The 15854-nt window shown below is 64.5% G+C and carries 18 protein-coding genes; 12 read left to right on the forward strand and 6 right to left on the reverse strand.

Translation table 11 applies throughout. From position 1 onward, the window contains the following. Positions 1-5 precede the first annotated feature (5 nt). From ACIQ36_RS04425 to ACIQ36_RS04440, 4 genes are read right to left on the reverse strand one after another with little or no spacing between them, the layout of a single operon-like run. A complete protein-coding gene (locus tag ACIQ36_RS04425) occupies positions 6-1187 on the reverse strand; it encodes a CCA tRNA nucleotidyltransferase (RefSeq protein ID WP_395826316.1) in 1182 nt (393 codons plus the stop codon). Beyond that, positions 1184-1459 (reverse strand): DUF6111 family protein, encoded by a 276-nt coding sequence (locus tag ACIQ36_RS04430; protein ID WP_395826318.1) that lies wholly within the window; start codon positions 1457-1459, stop codon positions 1184-1186. The genes ACIQ36_RS04425 and ACIQ36_RS04430 overlap by 4 nt, the downstream gene beginning before the upstream one ends. Continuing rightward, on the reverse strand, positions 1456-2085 hold the full coding sequence (locus ACIQ36_RS04435; protein WP_395826319.1) for a CoA pyrophosphatase: 630 nt from the start codon (positions 2083-2085) through the stop codon (positions 1456-1458). The genes ACIQ36_RS04430 and ACIQ36_RS04435 overlap by 4 nt, the downstream gene beginning before the upstream one ends. A 22-nt stretch (positions 2086-2107) precedes the next feature. Further along, positions 2108-2620 (reverse strand): DUF1285 domain-containing protein, encoded by a 513-nt coding sequence (locus tag ACIQ36_RS04440; RefSeq protein ID WP_395826321.1) that lies wholly within the window; start codon positions 2618-2620, stop codon positions 2108-2110. Positions 2621-2732: 112 nt separating this feature from the next. On the opposite strand from ACIQ36_RS04440, the gene ACIQ36_RS04445 reads away from it, so the two are divergent. From ACIQ36_RS04445 to ACIQ36_RS04460, 4 genes are read left to right on the forward strand one after another with little or no spacing between them, the layout of a single operon-like run. Then, positions 2733-3737: an AAA family ATPase gene (locus ACIQ36_RS04445; protein WP_395826323.1), complete on the forward strand. Its 1005-nt coding sequence runs from the start codon at positions 2733-2735 to the stop codon at positions 3735-3737. Positions 3738-3745: 8 nt separating this feature from the next. Continuing rightward, positions 3746-4657 (forward strand): DUF58 domain-containing protein, encoded by a 912-nt coding sequence (locus ACIQ36_RS04450; RefSeq protein ID WP_395826325.1) that lies wholly within the window; start codon positions 3746-3748, stop codon positions 4655-4657. Then, the gene (locus ACIQ36_RS04455) at positions 4654-7476 is read left to right on the forward strand and encodes a DUF4159 domain-containing protein (protein ID WP_395826327.1); all 2823 of its coding nucleotides are present in this window, start codon (positions 4654-4656) and stop codon (positions 7474-7476) included. The genes ACIQ36_RS04450 and ACIQ36_RS04455 overlap by 4 nt, the downstream gene beginning before the upstream one ends. Further along, entirely contained in the window at positions 7473-9560 is a 2088-nt protein-coding gene (locus ACIQ36_RS04460) for a hypothetical protein (RefSeq protein WP_395826329.1), read from the forward strand. Before ACIQ36_RS04455 ends, ACIQ36_RS04460 begins: the two co-directional genes overlap by 4 nt. Here the strand turns inward: ACIQ36_RS04460 and ACIQ36_RS04465 are convergent. Both ACIQ36_RS04465 and ACIQ36_RS04470 read right to left on the reverse strand, forming a co-directional pair. Further along, positions 9502-10014 carry a LysR substrate-binding domain-containing protein gene (locus ACIQ36_RS04465; protein WP_395826346.1) on the reverse strand — a complete coding sequence of 171 codons (513 nt, stop codon included), beginning with the start codon at positions 10012-10014 and terminating at the stop codon, positions 9502-9504. The two genes, ACIQ36_RS04460 and ACIQ36_RS04465, sit on opposite strands and share 59 nt — an antisense overlap. Next, a complete protein-coding gene (locus ACIQ36_RS04470; RefSeq protein ID WP_395826331.1) occupies positions 9954-10352 on the reverse strand; it encodes a LysR family transcriptional regulator in 399 nt (132 codons plus the stop codon). Before ACIQ36_RS04470 ends, ACIQ36_RS04465 begins: the two co-directional genes overlap by 61 nt. A gap of 131 nt (positions 10353-10483) precedes the next feature. Here ACIQ36_RS04470 and wrbA point away from each other — a divergent pair, with 131 nt between their 5' ends. The 8 genes from wrbA to ACIQ36_RS04510 all read left to right on the forward strand — a co-directional run bounded on the left by wrbA (position 10484) and on the right by ACIQ36_RS04510 (position 15721). Next, the gene (gene wrbA / locus ACIQ36_RS04475; RefSeq protein WP_395826333.1) at positions 10484-11083 is read left to right on the forward strand and encodes an NAD(P)H:quinone oxidoreductase; all 600 of its coding nucleotides are present in this window, start codon (positions 10484-10486) and stop codon (positions 11081-11083) included. 43 nt (positions 11084-11126) lie between these two features. Then, complete coding sequence (locus ACIQ36_RS04480; RefSeq protein ID WP_395826335.1) at positions 11127-11825, forward strand: pirin family protein; 699 nt, start codon at positions 11127-11129, stop codon at positions 11823-11825. Between the two features lie 52 nt (positions 11826-11877). Next, positions 11878-12948 (forward strand): lysine-2,3-aminomutase-like protein, encoded by a 1071-nt coding sequence (locus ACIQ36_RS04485; protein WP_395826337.1) that lies wholly within the window; start codon positions 11878-11880, stop codon positions 12946-12948. 44 nt (positions 12949-12992) lie between these two features. Continuing rightward, positions 12993-13271: a SemiSWEET family sugar transporter gene (locus ACIQ36_RS04490; RefSeq protein WP_395826339.1), complete on the forward strand. Its 279-nt coding sequence runs from the start codon at positions 12993-12995 to the stop codon at positions 13269-13271. A 19-nt stretch (positions 13272-13290) separates the two neighbouring features. Continuing rightward, positions 13291-13950: an exopolysaccharide biosynthesis protein gene (locus ACIQ36_RS04495; RefSeq protein ID WP_395826340.1), complete on the forward strand. Its 660-nt coding sequence runs from the start codon at positions 13291-13293 to the stop codon at positions 13948-13950. 81 nt (positions 13951-14031) lie between these two features. Continuing rightward, complete coding sequence (locus tag ACIQ36_RS04500) at positions 14032-14649, forward strand: YjbE family putative metal transport protein (protein ID WP_395826348.1); 618 nt, start codon at positions 14032-14034, stop codon at positions 14647-14649. Positions 14650-14683: 34 nt separating this feature from the next. Beyond that, a complete protein-coding gene (locus tag ACIQ36_RS04505; protein ID WP_395826342.1) occupies positions 14684-15316 on the forward strand; it encodes a MarC family protein in 633 nt (210 codons plus the stop codon). Positions 15317-15418: 102 nt separating this feature from the next. Next, on the forward strand, positions 15419-15721 hold the full coding sequence (locus ACIQ36_RS04510) for a twin-arginine translocase TatA/TatE family subunit (RefSeq protein ID WP_395826344.1): 303 nt from the start codon (positions 15419-15421) through the stop codon (positions 15719-15721). Positions 15722-15854 lie beyond the last annotated feature (133 nt).

Here is a 15854-nt window from a genome sequence, read left to right on the forward strand (position 1 = left end):
GGGGCTCATTCAGACGGCAGGATTTCGGCCAGATAGGCGAGGGTTTCGGCGCGGTTCGCCTGGCATCCGCCCCTCTCCCACCAGCGTTCGACGTCGGTCAGCAGTTTGCCCATTGCGGGGCCGGGGGCAACCCTCAACGCCTGCACATCGGCCCCGCCAATCGGGAAGGCTGGCAGGGGCGCATCCAGCAGCGGCAGCCACGGCAGACGATCCTGTTTGCCGCGCGCCGCCCGCACAAAAATTCCGGCTTTTAGTGGTTCGGGTCCCCAGCGGCGCAGCATGCTATAAGGGTGGGTAAGCTTAGTTTCGGCCATTTGTTGCGCTATCGCGATGAAATGGAGCTCGTCCTTGCTCCAACGCAACCGCCCGGCATAGCCTGGAAGCCCGGCCCCCTCGGGCAGGAGCGCCAATAGTCGCGCCGCCCATCCAGGGGCGGGCGGCAGGGCGGCGAGGATCGGCCCGGCGTTCGGCCGCGCATCGGGCAAAATCCGGCGCAGAATGCCGGTTTCGTGCATCGCCTCCAGGCTCGCCAGCGGATCGGCGCAGGCGAGCAATTTTTTGATCTCCGACCAGATCCGCTCAGCCGAAAGACGCGCGAGCCCCGGCGCGCAGTCGGCCAGAATCGCCAACAACCCCGGCCCCGGCGGCACGCGGCCATAGCGGGCCTGGAAGCGGAAATAGCGCAGAATGCGCAAGTAATCTTCAGCAATTCGCGCGCGGGCGTCGCCGATGAAGCGCAGACGGCCTGCCGCAAGGTCGGGCAAGCCGCCAACCGGGTCATAGACCCGGCCCGCCCCGTCAGCGTAGAGCGCATTCATGGTGAAATCACGCCGGGCTGCATCTTCGGCCCATTGTTCCGTAAACGAAACAACTGCATGCCGCCCATCGGTTTCCACATCCCGGCGCAGCGTCGTCACCTCAAACGGCTTACCGCCGCTGACCAAGGTGATCGTGCCGTGATCGATACCCGTGGGAATGGCTTTCAGCCCCGCCGCCTTGGCCCGCGCCATCACGGCTTCCGGCGGAAGCGGGGTTGCAAGATCGACATCCTGCACCGGCAGCCCCAGCAGCGCATCACGCACCGCCCCGCCGACGAAGCGGGCCTCGCCCTGTAAGGCCGTCAAAACGGCTTGAGTTTTCCCGCCTTCCCACCAGTCGGCGGGCGGAAGGCTGATATCCCCCGTCATTTCACCGTGCCGGGAACGATTTTGCCATTTTCCACATGGGGCGGGGTGTAGCGGCCAAGCGTACCTTCCCCGCGCTGCAAGCTCAGCCCACCGAGAACGAGGACGACCAGAACAAGCCCGAGCGCGCCGAGCCAAACAACGGGCGGGCCTTTCAGGTCGGGTAGCGGCTCGCCGCGCGCCAGCGCTTGCCGTCGCCGCAGCCAACCCCAGACGGCATAGACCACGAAGGGCAGCAGCAGGGGCACAAGGAAGGTGAGGAGGATACGGATCATGCGCCGGTCAAAACCTTGCTGAAGTTTACCAACATTCCGGCGGTGGCTCCCCAAATATAGCGGTCCCGATAGGGCAGCACGTAGAAATAGCGCCGCCCAAAGGGGGTGTCGCGGAAATGCTTTTGGTGATTGCGCCGGTCGAGAATAAACCCCAATGGCACTTCGAAAATATCGGCCACTTCGAAGGGGTCGGGGGTGAAGCGCGCCTGGGGCGACACCAGCCCGACGATGGGGGTAACGGCATAGCCCGTGACCGTTCGGTACAGATCAAGCCGTCCGAGCAGATCAACGGCGGCGGGGTCGAGCCCTACCTCCTCTTGCGCCTCGCGCAGGGCGGCGGCTTCCGGGCTTTCGTCGTCGGGTTCGATTCGCCCACCGGGGAAGCTGATCTGCCCGGCGTGATCGTGCAGATGGTCGGTGCGGCGGGTGAGCAGAACCGTTGGGCCGCTGGCGTGGGTGAGGATCGGCACCAGAACGGCAGCCGGGCGCGGTGGGGTCGGGGCATCGGGCAGCAGAAGCGGCGGCAGACCGCTCAAAGCATGATCACCATGCTCGCCAAACCCGCGATGGGCTTGAAGGCGGGCGCGAATATCGGCTTCCGAAAGTGTGTGGTCCAGGTCCTGCACGTTTACGCTCCCAGCCCTCATTCTAATCCAGGGGGAAGAAGCGGCCTGCGCTCCATACTCCCGTTCGGCCCGCCGCATCGATCACCGCTAGGTCGACCAGATGATAGAAGACGCTGCGCACTAAGCGCGCCTCAAGCCCCGGTTTCACTAAGATATAGGGTTGCGGCCCCTCCGTGTCAGCGCCCTGCCGCACCCAAAGCGGATGATCGGCGTCGAGCGTCACGATTTCGTCAAGATTGGTGCGGAAACTTAAAACCTGGGCCTCCCCCGCACCCTGGGCCGAGAGCTCAACGGCGATGAAGGGAACATCTTCTACCTCAATCCGGCCGCGCTCCACCGGCGTCACCAGCCAATACTCGTCGCCCACCCGGCGCAAAACCGAGGCGAAGAGTTTCACTAAGGGCAGCCGCCCGATGGGGGAGCCCTGGTAGGTCCAAGTGCCGTCGCGTTTGATGGCAATGCCGAAATCACCGCAGATCGGGTCGAGGGCGGGAAAAGCGGTTTGGGGCTGGAGGGGCGGGGCCTTTTCGGTCATGCTGATTTTCTCGGAACGCGGCGCGCGTCGCTTGACGGGGTTAATCCCCACCCCATGTTGGGTTTAGGGCCTGTTGTTAAAGGCTGCGTCGGTAAGAAGAAGGAGGTTTTGCGTGAGCGTCCTCGCCCCCCCTACAGATGCGGCCCGTTTGGCCGATGATATTGCCGAAGCCGGGCAAACGCTCGCAAAAACCCGCGCGGCCCTGGGCCGGGTGATTTTCGGGCAGGATCGGGTGATCGAAGAAACCCTGGTCACGCTGCTCGCGGGTGGGCATGGGCTGCTGGTCGGCATGCCCGGCCTTGCCAAAACCAAGCTCGTCACAGCGCTTGCAACCGTGCTCGGCCTGACCGACCGCCGCGTGCAGTTCACCCCCGATTTGATGCCCGCCGATATCTTGGGCTCCGAAGTGCTGGAAGAGGGGGCCGATGGCCGCCGGGCGTTCCGCTTCATTGAAGGCCCCGTGTTCTGCCAACTGCTGATGGCCGATGAAATCAACCGCGCCAGCCCGCGCACCCAGTCGGCCCTGTTGCAAGCGATGCAGGAGCGCAGCGTTTCGGTCGCGGGTCACTTGCGCGCGCTGCCCGCGCCGTTCCACGTTTTTGCCACGCAAAACCCGGTGGAGCAGGAAGGCACTTATCCGCTGCCCGAAGCGCAGTTGGACCGTTTCCTGCTGAACATCGCCGTCGAGTACCCGGATTGGGCGGCGGAACGCACGATGCTGCTCGCCACCACCGGCGTTGCCGAGCCGCCCACGGATAAGGTTTTGCAAGAGGGCGAGTTGATGCGCCTGCAAGCCCTCGTGCGCGTGCTGCCGGTCGGCGATTCGGTCGTCGATGGCGTCTTGCGCCTGGTGCGGGCGGGGCGGCCCGAAAGCAGCGAGATCGAGCTTGTCCGCAGTTCCGTTGCCTGGGGGCCGGGGCCGCGCGCCAGTCAGGCGCTGCTGCTCGCGGCGCGCGCGCGCGCTTTGTTGCAAGGTCGCCTCTCGCCGTCGCTGGATGATGTGGCGGCGCTCGCCCCGCCGGTGCTGCGGCATCGCTTGGCGCTGAGTTTTGCCGCGCGCGCCGATGGGGTTACGGTGGCCGATGTCATCGCCCGTTTGATCGAAGAACTCGGCTAAGGGCGCGGATGGCGACCGGCGCTCCCCTTAGTCTGACCCGCCAACAGGCTGCCGTCGAAGCGGCGCGCGGGTTGCCGCCCTTGCTGGTGGCGGCGCTGCGGGTCGCCGCCACCGTCGCGCCGGGGGTGCATGGCCGCCGCCGCGTCGGCACGGGCGACAGTTTCTGGCAGTTCCGCCCCTATGCGACCGGCGATTCCATTAGCCGGATCGATTGGCGGCAGTCGGGGAAATCCGATGCGCTGTTTATTCGCGATCAGGAGTGGGAGGCGGCACAAAGCCTGTGGTTGTGGCGGGATGCTTCGCCGTCGATGCTCTATCACTCCGGCGCGGCGCTACCCTCGAAGCGCGAGCGGGCGGAGGTTCTGACCCTGGCTTTGGCGAGCTTGCTGCTGCGCGCGGGCGAGCGCGTGGCCCTGTTGGGGGACGGGATTGCCCCGAGTGCTAGCCGGTCCACGCTGCCCCGGTTGGCCGCACGCCTGACCGAAGCGCCGGAGGGCGGTGACGGGCTGCCGCCACCCCAAGCCATTCCGCGCCACGGTCGGTTGGTGCTGATCGGCGATTTCTTTACCGCCCCCGAAGCGCTCGAAACCCGGCTGCGGGGCTTCGCCGATCACGGCGTGCGCGGGCATCTGGTGCAGGTGCTCGACCCGGCTGAAGTAGCGCTGCCGTTCAAGGGCCGCGTGCGCTTTCTCGATAGCGAAGGGGCTGATGAAATGCTCGCCCGCCGGGTTGAGGATATTCGCCCGGCCTATCAGGTGCGCCTGTCCGCCCACAGCGCCGCCTTGGCGGATTTGGCGCGGCGCTTGGGCTGGAGTTTCGCCCGCCATAGCACCGATCAAACGCCGACGATGGCGCTGGTCGCGCTTTATCAACAGCTTAGCGATAGCGCGGGCCGTGCGCGCGGGGGGGAGGGCCTATGATCGGGCTCGGATCGCTCGCCTTCGCCGCGCCCTGGATTTTGGGGGCGTTGATCGCGCTTCCGGCGCTGTGGTGGTTACTGCGGGTGATTCCGCCGACGCCGCTCAGCTTGCGGTTTCCAGCCCTGCGCTTCCTGCTGGGGCTCGAAAGCCAGGAAGAAACGGCAGCGCGGACGCCCTGGTGGCTATTAGCGTTGCGCCTGACGGTCGCGGCGCTGCTGGTGCTGGCGCTCGCCCGGCCCCTGCTCAATCCCGCTGCCCCCTTGGGCGGAACCGGGCCGCTGCTGCTCGTGCTGGACGACGGCTGGGGCTCGGCGGCGGATTGGGACCGGCGGGTCGCGGCGGCATCGACGTTGCTCGACCAAGCCGACCGGCAGGGCCGTCCTGCGGCCTTGCTGACCACGGCGCGCGCGGGCGACGATGCCGCGCCCGCGCTGTTCGGGCCGCGCCGGGCGGCGGACGTTCGCAATCGGCTCGCCTCCTTGCAACCGCACCCCTGGCCGACCGACCGGGCGGGGGCGCTTGCAGCGCTGAAAAGCTTCGAGCCGGGCGGGATTCTCTCAATTCTCTATCTCAGCGACGGGCAAGCGGATGATGCGATGACCCCGCTGCTGGCGCGGTTGGCGCAATTAGGCGCGCTCGACCTGCGCGGGCCGGATCGGCTGCCGCTGCTGGTGATGCCGCCGCCGCGCGCGACCTCGGCCACGGCGGCGAACAAGATTGAGCTTCAGATCCGCCGGGCCGAGGCTGGCGCGGCGGAAACCGCCAGCGTCCGGCTGCTCACCGAGGGCGGGCAGGTGATCGCGCAGCCCAGCCTGCGCTTCGCGGAGGGCCAGAAGCAGGCCAGCCTATCCTTCACCATTCCCCCCGACCGGCGCAATGATCTGGCCCGGCTCGATTTGGTGCCGCCCGCCGAAACCCGCCCGACCGTCGGCGGCACGGTACTACTCGATCAAGGCTGGCAGCGGCGCTCGGTCGGGCTTATCAGCAGCGGCGCGCTCGACCGCTCGCAATCGCTGCTCGACGATCCCTATTATATCGACCGGGCGCTGGCCCCCGTCGCGAATCTGACGCGGGCGAGCCTCGACGATCTGTTGCGCAAACCGCCGTCGGTGATGCTGTGGACCGACGCCGAAGGTGCCACCGCCGATCAGCGTAAACGCCTGCGCACCTATGTAGAGGCAGGTGGGGTACTCCTGCGCTTTGCCGGACCGCGCTTGGCCTCGACCGAGCTGGACGATGGACCGACCCTTCTGCCCGTGCGCTTGCGCCCCGGCGACCGGGCCTTGGGGACAGCGTTGCAATGGACCGAGCCGATGCCGCTCGCGCCCTTCCTCGCCACGTCGCCCTTCGCGGGGCTCGCCATTCCCGCCGACGTGACCGTGAAGCGGCAAGTGCTGGCCGAACCGGGGCCAGACCTTGCCGGGCGCACCTGGGCGCAGCTTTCCGATGGGACGCCGCTAGTGACAGCCGCTCCGGCGGGCGAAGGTTGGTTGGTGCTGATGCACGTTCCCGCGAGTGCCGACTGGTCGAGCCTGCCCGTCAGTGGCCTCTTCATCGAAATGCTGGAGCGGTTGATCGCCTTGTCGCACGCGGTTGCGGGCGAAGCGCAAACCGGCGTCGAAGGCGGGGTTCCGGTGCCGCCGCTGCAAACCTTGGACGGGTTCGCGCGGCTGGGGCCGCCCGCGTCGGGTGCCGAAGCCGTGCCGCGCGCGGGGGTGATTATGGTCGGGCCGCGTCATCCGCCGGGGCTTTATGGCAGTAAGGGGTCTGACACGGCGCAGCGCGCGCTCAACCTCACGGGGGGGACTGTAACCGAGGTGAAATCGCTCCGTTCTACACCGCAGGCCCTGCCCGCAGGCGTCAGCATGAACCCGCTTCAGGGGTCCGCCGAAGTCGATCTGCGGCCCTGGTTGTTTACGGCGGCGCTGATCCTGTTTCTAGCCGATCTCTTGATCGCCTACGGGCTGCGCGGGTTTCTGTCGGCGCGCGGGCGCTGGCATTTGGGGAAAATCGGCGCGGGAACGGCGGCGCTTCTACTGCTGGCGCTCGTGCCGGTAGACAGTAAAGCGCAAGCCCCCGCGCCCTATATGGACCCGCAGGTGCAGGAGTTTGCCCTGAGAGCGACCCTCGATTTCCGTCTCGCCTATATCCGCACGGGCGATGCGACGGTTGATAGCATCAGCAAAGCGGGGCTTGAAGGGCTTTCCTATATTCTTCAACGGCGCACGGCGGTGGATGCGGCGGAGCCGATGGCAGTGGAGATCGAGCGCGACGAGCTTGCTTTCTTCCCGCTGATCTACTGGCCGATGACCGACGCGCAGGCCCTGCCGAGCCCCGAGGCGCTGGAGCGGATCAATCGATATTTGCGCACGGGCGGAACGATCCTATTTGACACGCGCGACGGCCCCTATGGCGATGCCTTCAGCCCGAGTGCGGGCACGCGGCGCTTACGGGCGCTCGTGCGCGGGCTCGATATTCCGCCGCTGGTGCCGGTGGGGGCGGAGCATGTGCTGACCAAAGCCTTTTACCTGCTGCAAGAGTTTCCGGGCCGCGAAGCCGCCTCGCCCCTCTGGGTGCAGGCGAACCCCACGGCAGGCGGCGATGAGGTCTCGAATATCCTCATGACTCAATCGGACCTTGCGGGAGCCTGGGCTATGGATAAGGACGGCGCGCCGCTCTATCCGGTCTCGCCGGGTGGGGAAGTGCAGCGGGAAATGGCGTACCGCACTGGCGTTAATATCGTCATGTACGCGCTCACCGGGAACTATAAGGCCGATCAGGTCCATGTCTCGACCATTCTTGAGAGGCTGGGGCAATGAACGGCGTGTTCGGCGCAGGCGTTCAGATCGCCTTTGATCCGATGCTGCCGTTCTGGGCGATTGGCCTGCTGGCGGGTGTGGGGGCGCTGCTGGTCGGTTTTGGCCTATGGCACCGGGCACGGGGAAGCGGTTGGCGCACGCTGGCCCTCATTCTCGGGCTACTGGCCTTGCTGGACCCGGCCCTGGTCAATGAAACCCGCCGCTATGCAAAGGATGTGGCGCTGGTCGTGGTGGATGACAGCACCAGCCAAACCCTCGCAGGTCGTCCGGCACAAACCGAGGCGGCGCTGAAGGCGCTGCAAGAGGCGGGGGCGCGGCTTCCCGATCTCGACCTGCGCATTGTTCGGACCGGCAAAACCGGGGGCGAGGGCACGGCGCTGATGGGTGCGCTGGACCGCGCTTTAGAAGACGTGCCGCGCCAGCGCTTCGCAGGATCGGTTCTTATTACCGATGGGCAGGTGCACGATGTGCCCGCCGATCTCAGCGCTTTGCCGGGGCCGATCCATACGCTGCTGACCGGCGCGCCGGGGGAAGGGGATCGGCGGTTGGTCATTCTCTCCAGTCCCAGCTTCGCCCTGGTCGATAAACCCGCCCTGTTCAGCTTCCGCGTCGAAGAGCCTGCGGGCGGCGATGCAACCGTGCCGGTGACGATCCAACTCGATGGGGCCGAGACGCGCGCCCTGAATGTTCCGGCGAATCAGGATGTGGCGGTGGAAATAGCGCCGCGCCACGGCGGGCAATCGGTGGTGGAAATCGCAACGCCGCCGGGGCCGCGCGAGTTGACCGTGCAAAACAACCGCGCCGCGCTGACCGTCAATGGCATCCGCGATCGGCTGCGCGTGCTGCTGATTTCCGGCGAACCCCACCCTGGTGAGCGGACGTGGCGCAATCTGCTGAAGGCAGATCCGTCCGTCGATCTCGTCCATTTCACCATTCTGCGCCCCGCCGACCGGGTGATGGATTTGACGCCGGTGAACGAACTGTCGTTGATCGCCTTTCCGATCCGCGAGTTGTTCGAGGTGAAGCTGAATGAGTTCGATCTGATTATTTTCGACCGCTATCGGCGGCGGAACAGCCTGATTCCGGCGACTTACCTTCAGGCCGTGGCCAATTATGTGGAGCGCGGTGGGGCGGTTCTGGAAGTGGCGGCCCCGGCCTTTGCCACCAATCAGGGGCTCTTCTCCTCCCCCATCGGCGCGATTCTCCCCGGCCAACCCACGGGGAAACTGCTCGAAGGCCCGTTCCGCCCGGAAGTAACGGCGCTCGGCTGGCGGCATCCGGTCACGCAGGGGCTCGATGGTGCGGGCTTTCCGCAAACCGGCGCGCCGCCGTCCTGGGGGCGCTGGTTCCGCGCGGTGGACGTTACGGCGGGGCGCGGGCAGGTGGTGATGACCGGGCCGGACGCCTCGCCTTTGGTGATTCTGGATCGGGTCGGCGAGGGGCGCGTTGCGCAGATCCTCAGCGATCAACTCTGGCTCTGGTCGCGCGGCTATGATGGCGGCGGCCCACAGGCCGAACTGCTGCGCCGCCTCGCCCATTGGTTGATGAAAGAGCCGACGCTGGAGGAGGAAGATTTGGTGGCGGCGGTGCGCGGCGAGCAGCTTCAGATTACCCGTCGCAGCCTGACCCCTGCGCCGGCCGATCAGCGCCGCTTCGTCACCGTCACCGATCCCGATGGCAGCACGCGGAACGTGACCTTAACCGAGCGCAATGGGGTCGCGACCAGCACGGCGGCGCTCGCGGGGCCGGGCGTCTACCGTTTGGCCGAGGGGAATTTGCAGCGGGTGATTGCCGTCGGCACCGTCAATCCGAAGGAAATGAGCGACGTGCGCGCGACGGAAACCGTGCTGCAACCCGTGTCGGCGGCGACGGGCGGGGCGATCCAATGGCTGCGCGACGGTATTCCCGATCTGCGCCGGGTGGAGCCGGGGCGCACCACCAGCGGGCGCGGCTGGATCGGCCTGCCCGAACGCCGCGATTACGATATCACCGGCCTCACCCGCCTGCCGCTGCTGCCCGCCTGGCTTATGCTTCTGCTGGCTGGGGGAGCGTTGGGAATGGCATGGTGGCGGGAGGGGCGGTAAGCCTTCCCCCCACATGGTCCAGCAGCCCGATTTCCCACGGGGCCGGGTCGCGGAAGGTGGCGGCGAGCGTGTCGATCAGCAGCCGAACTTTCGTGCTCACATGGCGCGCATGGGGGAACACGACTTGCAGGGCTAGGCTCGATGGCGCGCCATCGTCAAGGCAGATCGGTACGAGCTGCCCGGTCTGAATAGCCCCCGCCGACAGAAACAGCGGCGTTGCCAGCAGCCCCAACCCGTGACAGGCGGCATCGACCATCGAGCGGCCATTGTTCGACCGAAAAACCCAATTCAAGCCAATATAATCGCGTTTGCCATCGGTACGGTCGATCTGAAGATCGTCGCGGTGGCGGGCGAGGGAATAGCAAATGCCGCTATGCGCTGGCAGATCGGCGATTAGGCGGGGCGTGCCGTAGCGGGCAAGATAGGCGGGGGCGGCGACCAGCGTGCGGCGAATTGGGCGATGATGGGCGAGAGATAGGTTTCTCCTAAGGAGGCCGGGGCGGAAACCCGTAATGGCCCCCGCGGCTCGGTTTGCAGCCGCCCCACATCGGCCACCGCTTCTTCGGCTTCGGCGAGAATCCGTTGGCAGCGGTCGTAGAAACTCTGGCCAACATCGGTGAGCGACAGGCGGCGCGTGGTGCGGTTCAGCAGCCGCGCGCCCAACCGTTCTTCCAGCAGCGAGACCTGCTTGCTAACGGCGGCTTTGGAGAGATTGAGGCGTTTCGCGGCGGCGGTAAAGCCTTCGCATTCCACCACGGCAGCAAAAACCGCCATGCCCGATAACCGGTCCATTGGCCCTCATTGTTCGCCAGGGGAAACAGTCTGATGACCATAACCCGGATTATCGTTTGGGCAAAGGGAGCGCATCTTCATCGCCATCAAGGGCGCGTTCCTGGCCCGATTTCCCAAAGTGGAGAAGTATCATGGCGAAGATCCTCGTTCTGTATCATTCAAGCTGGGGCCATATCGAAACGATGGCCGGTGAAATCGCCAAGGGCGCGCGCGAAGTGCCGGGCGTCGAAGTCACTATTAAGCGCGTGCCGGAACTGGTGCCCGAAGAAGTGGCCAAACAGTTCCATATGAAGATCGATCAAGAAGCCCCCTTCGCTACCCCGGCGGAACTGGCCGATTACGATGCGATCATTTTCGGCGCACCGACGCGCTTCGGAACGGTGGCGTCGCAGATGCGCAATTTCCTCGATCAAACCGGCGGCCTGTGGGCCAAGGGTGCGCTGATTGGAAAAATTGGGAGCGCCTTCACCTCTACCGGCACGGGCGGCGGTAATGAATCGACCATTCTGGGCCTCATTCCGACGCTGCTGCATCACGGCATGGTCTATGTCGGCTTGCCCTATTCGGCCCCGGAACTGTCGGACGTTTCGGAAGTGCGCGGCGGCAGCCCTTACGGCGCAGGCACGATTGCCGGGCCGACCGGCGACCGGCAGCCGAGCGAAAAAGAAAAATCCCTGGCGCGCTTCCAAGGCAGGCACGTCGCCACCCTTAGCGTAAAATTAGCTGGCTAGTACCGCCGCGAGCGGGCAGAGAGCCAGTATAGGAGAGACCAACATGCTCGATTATCGACCCTTCGACAGCCTCGGGCGGATGGATATCAACTGGTTATCCGCCCGCTACCACTTCAGCTTTGCGAATTACTTCGATCCGGCGCGGATGGGCTGGGGCCCGTTGCGGGTATGGAACGATGATAAGATCCGCCCGCGCACTGGCTTTGATCCGCACCCGCACCGCGATATGGAAATCATCACCTATGTCCGAACCGGCGCGATCAGCCATCAGGATAATCTTGGCAACAAGGGCCGCACGGAAGCGGGGCAGGTGCAGGTGATGTCCGCCGGGACCGGCATTCAACACGCCGAATATAACCTGGAAGATTCCGATACGACGCTGTTCCAAATCTGGATCATGCCGAACGGCAAGGGCCTTAAGCCAAACTGGGAAACCCGCACCCTGCCGGGCGTGGGCGACCAGGGCCGCTTGATCCCGCTCGCCTCCGGCCAAGGAATTCCCGACACAATGCCGATTAACCAGGATGCAACCCTGTATGTGGCGCATCTCTCCGAAGACGGGAAGATCGAGCACACGCTGGCGCCGGGCCGTAAAGCCTATCTGGTGGGCTTTGAAGGCAAGGTGGCGGTGAATGGTCAGGAGCTCAACGCCCGCGACGGTCTTGCGGTCGACGATCTCGATTTGCTGACGCTGGAAGCTCGTGGGGCCGGTAGCCTGCTGCTGGCCGATTTGCCGGGTTGATCTGCAACCCACGCCGTAGCAGGCCGGGGAAGCTTCGGGTATAGACCCGTCTATGACCGCTCTTCTTCCCCGGCTTGCCCCAACCTTACGGTCCTTATCGGACCTTACCGACCACGGCTTGATCTCGGCTGCCGAGGCCGAGGCGCTGGCCCCTGTGGCCGAGCGTTACGCGATTGCCTTAACGCCGGTGATTGCCGAGGCGATTCAGCGCGGGGCCGCATCGGGGCTATCGAACCAGTTTCTCCCCGATTCCCGCGAACTGATTACGCATCCACTGGAGCGCGACGATCCGATTGGCGATGCCCCTCACAGCCCCGTGCCGGGCATCGTGCATCGGTATGCCGATCGCGCGCTGTTGAAACTCGTCTCCGTCTGCGCCGTCTACTGCCGCTTCTGCTTCCGCCGCGAAATGGTGGGGCCGGGTAAAGAGGGCTTGAGCCCGGACGAGTTGGGCGCGGCACTCGCCTATATCGAAGCGCATCCCGCGCTGTGGGAAATCATTCTAACCGGCGGCGATCCGTTGGTCGTGGCTCCTCGCCGTCTGCACGATCTGAAAACCCGGCTCGACGCCATCGCCCATCTGGGTGCGGTGCGCATCCACACCCGCGTTCCCGTGGTCGCCCCGGAGCGGATTACGGCGGAACTGGTGAAGGCGTTGGCGGGCCGGTTGCCGGTTCATATTCTTATTCACGCCAACCATGCCGAGGAGTTTGGGCCGGAGGCGCGGCGGGCGGTGGCGCGGCTGGTGGATGCGGGGATTCCGCTGTTCGGTCAGTCGGTCTTGCTGCGCGGTGTGAACGACAGTCTGGACGCGCTCACGGATCTCTTCAGGACGATGGTGAGCCTGCGGATCAAACCCCATTACCTGCATCACGGTGATCTTGCCCCCGGCACGGCGCATTTCCGGCTACCGCTGGCCGAAGGGATGGCTTTGATGCGCTCCTTGCGGGGGCCGCTCTCGGGTTTGGCCCTGCCGACCTATATGCTCGATATTCCCGGTGGGTTCGGCAAAGTGCCCGTTTCGGCGGATTTTTTTGCGCCCGACGGGCACGGTGGCTGGTGGATCACCGACCCGCACGGCCAGCGCCACGCCTACCGCGATATTGTTGAAACCCCGTATTGATTAAAAATTCAACCCCAGCGTATTTTGCGTCAGGAGAGCGGGAAATGGCCGGTTTTTGGAGTACGATGCCCGATCCCATCGAATTGATTGGGCTGATCGCGAGTTTTTTGACGACCGCAGCCTTTTTTCCGCAGGCGATCAGAACGATCTATCGGCGGGACACGCGCGGATTGTCGCTCGTGACCTATCTTTTGATGACCGTGGGGGTCGCGACGTGGTTCGTGTATGGCTTAATGATCGGCAACCGGCCGGTAACAATTGCAAATGGGGTTACACTCATTCCCATTGCCCTGATTCTCTTCATGAAACTTCGAATAGGCTGATCTTCTTCGGAGCCGAACGATGACGGCCGATATCAGTCTCGGTACGACAAACGGACAGGGTGAGGAGGAAATGGAAGCGGCCTCGGTGCTCTTGCGCCGCCTGATTGCCGAGCATCCTCACGAACGGATTTCGTTGGACGATCTGTTGAATGGCGTCGGCCACCGCGCGTTCGGCCTGCTGCTGTTGCTCCTGGCGCTGCCCAACTCGATTCCCTTGCCCGCCCCGCCTGGGCTGTCGACGGTCTTTGGCCTGCCGATGGCGATTTTCGGGGCCCAACTTGTCTTAGGCCATAAAGCGCCCTGGCTTCCGGCGTTCATGCGCCGCAAGACGCTCCCGCGCAACGAGGTTTTAAAGTTTCTGGATCGGGCCACCCCCTATCTCAATAAAGTAGAGCGCCGCCTGAAACCTCGAATGAACTGGTTTGTGGGGGGCACAGGCGAGCGCGTTGCCGGGCTTATCATTTTCGCCATGGCGGCGGTTCTGTCGCTTCCGATCATCTTTGGAAACTTTCTGCCGGCTTTTGCGGTGCTCTTGATGGCGCTGGCCATTCTGGCGCGCGATGGGGCAATGATGATTGCCGGGTGGGTAACGAGCGTTGTGGCCGTTTCAGTGGTCGGTTTGGTTATCTATGCGGGAATTGAGGCTGTGAAGCTGGCAGTGTTTTCGCTACTTTCTTAAAAAACCAAACCGAAAGGGATTTGAGCAGTGTTTCAGGAATTCTTCGAGCCAGGCGCAATGTCGGCCTTGTTTCAAGTTTTGATGGTCGATCTGGTGCTGGCCGGGGACAATGCAATCGTCGTCGGGATGGCGGTCGCCGGGCTTCCGGCCTCTATTCGGACGCGGGCGATTTTCCTGGGCATCGCGGCGGCGGCGGTCCTGCGTATCGTTTTCTCTCTGATGACGGTTCAGCTTCTCTCGATCACCGGGCTAGTTCTGGCGGGCGGCGTGCTGCTGCTGTGGGTCTGCTGGAAAATGTGGCGCGAAATTATGGACCAGCGCGCCGAACATAAGGCAGCCGAAGCCCTTAAAGATGCCACGGAAGATATGTTGAGCGAGGCCAACGCCAAGGCCGCCGAACCCGAAGTGCCGACGAAGACCCTGCGGCAAGCGCTCATTCAGATCATGGTCGCCGACGTGTCGATGTCCCTCGATAATGTGTTGGCGGTGGCGGGGGCGGCCCGTGACCATGAAATGATTATGGTGATCGGCTTGGCCGTTTCGGTGATCCTCATGGCGGTGGCCTCAACCTTCATTGCGCGCCTTTTGGCCCGCTTCCATTGGATTGCCTATGTCGGTCTCGCGATGATCGGCTATATTGCCTTCAAGATGATTTATGATGGCTTCAAGGAAGTGCTGCCAATAGTCGGTATGAACTAAGCCGAACGGTGCGGCTTTAGCGGGGGCTGGGAATTTGGGTGAGCTATCCGATTACGTGCGGTTTCTGGTCTCGCTCTTTGCGATCCTGACGCCGTTCGCGGCCTTGCCTACGTTCTTGACGCTCACTCAAGGCGAAACGCCGGAGCAGCAGCGCCTGACGGCCCTCACGGCAGCGCGAACGGTGGCGGGGGTGCTGATTGCAGCCTCCCTCTCCGGCGATGCTGTTCTTAGCGTTCTCGGGGCGTCGATCCATTCGTTCCGCGTCGGCGGCGGCTTGGTGCTGGTGCTCATGTCGCTCTCGATGCTGTCGGCAAAAGTTTCTTCCGTTCAGCAATCAGCGGAAGAAGCGGTGGCGGTCGAGGATCGGACCTCCAGCGGCGTGGTCCCGCTCGGTATTCCGCTGTTGGCGGGGCCGGGGGCGATTTCCTCGGTGATCGTCGAAGGGCATCGGATTGCCAGCCTCTGGCATCAGGTGGGGGTGATTGCCTGCATTATCGTCGTCGCGGCGGCCCTTTACTGGTCGCTTCGCTTGGCGGTGCCGATTGGCGAGAAACTCGGTCGTTTTGGGCTCAACATCATCAACCGGCTGTTTGGGTTGCTGCTGGCGGCGATTGGTGTGGAAATGATGGCGGGCGGCTTGCGCGCGCTCTTCTCAGGGCTTAATTAGCTTTATGATAGGTCGCTGTCACGCAGCAGCCACAAAGAGGCGCTAGGGTCCGAGTTTCTTCCGCGTCGGCGGGATCGGCCAAGGCAACGAAAGGAAACGGGTATGGGAAGCTTTAGCATTTGGCATTGGCTGCTGGTTGCCGTGGTCATCATCCTGCTGTTTGGGGCCAAGAAGGTTCCGTCGGCGATGGGCGATCTCGCAAAGGGCATTAAAGCCTTCAAGCGGGGGCTGAACGACGATAGCGATGCTGCGCCAGCGGCTGCGCAGGCCGCAGCACCAACCCCCGCTACGGCGACGGCGTATGCGCCGCCCCCCGCGCCGACGGCGCAAGGGCCTGTCGCGGGCCTGCAAGTACCGCCGCCACCCGTCGTGTCGCCGGTTGCTCCTGAGAATAAGGCGTCGTAGCAGATCATGGCGCGCGTCGGGCTGCGGGCCGGGCTGTTGGCCCTGGCTGGCGCGGTTGGCGCGACCGCGATGATGGCGGCGGCGGCTTCCGCCCACGGGCCGCTTGCCTCCGAGCTTGCGAGCATGGCTAGCC

This window comes from Elstera sp. (assembly GCF_044372965.1).
In the GTDB taxonomy this organism is placed as follows: Bacteria; Pseudomonadota; Alphaproteobacteria; order Elsterales; family Elsteraceae; genus Elstera.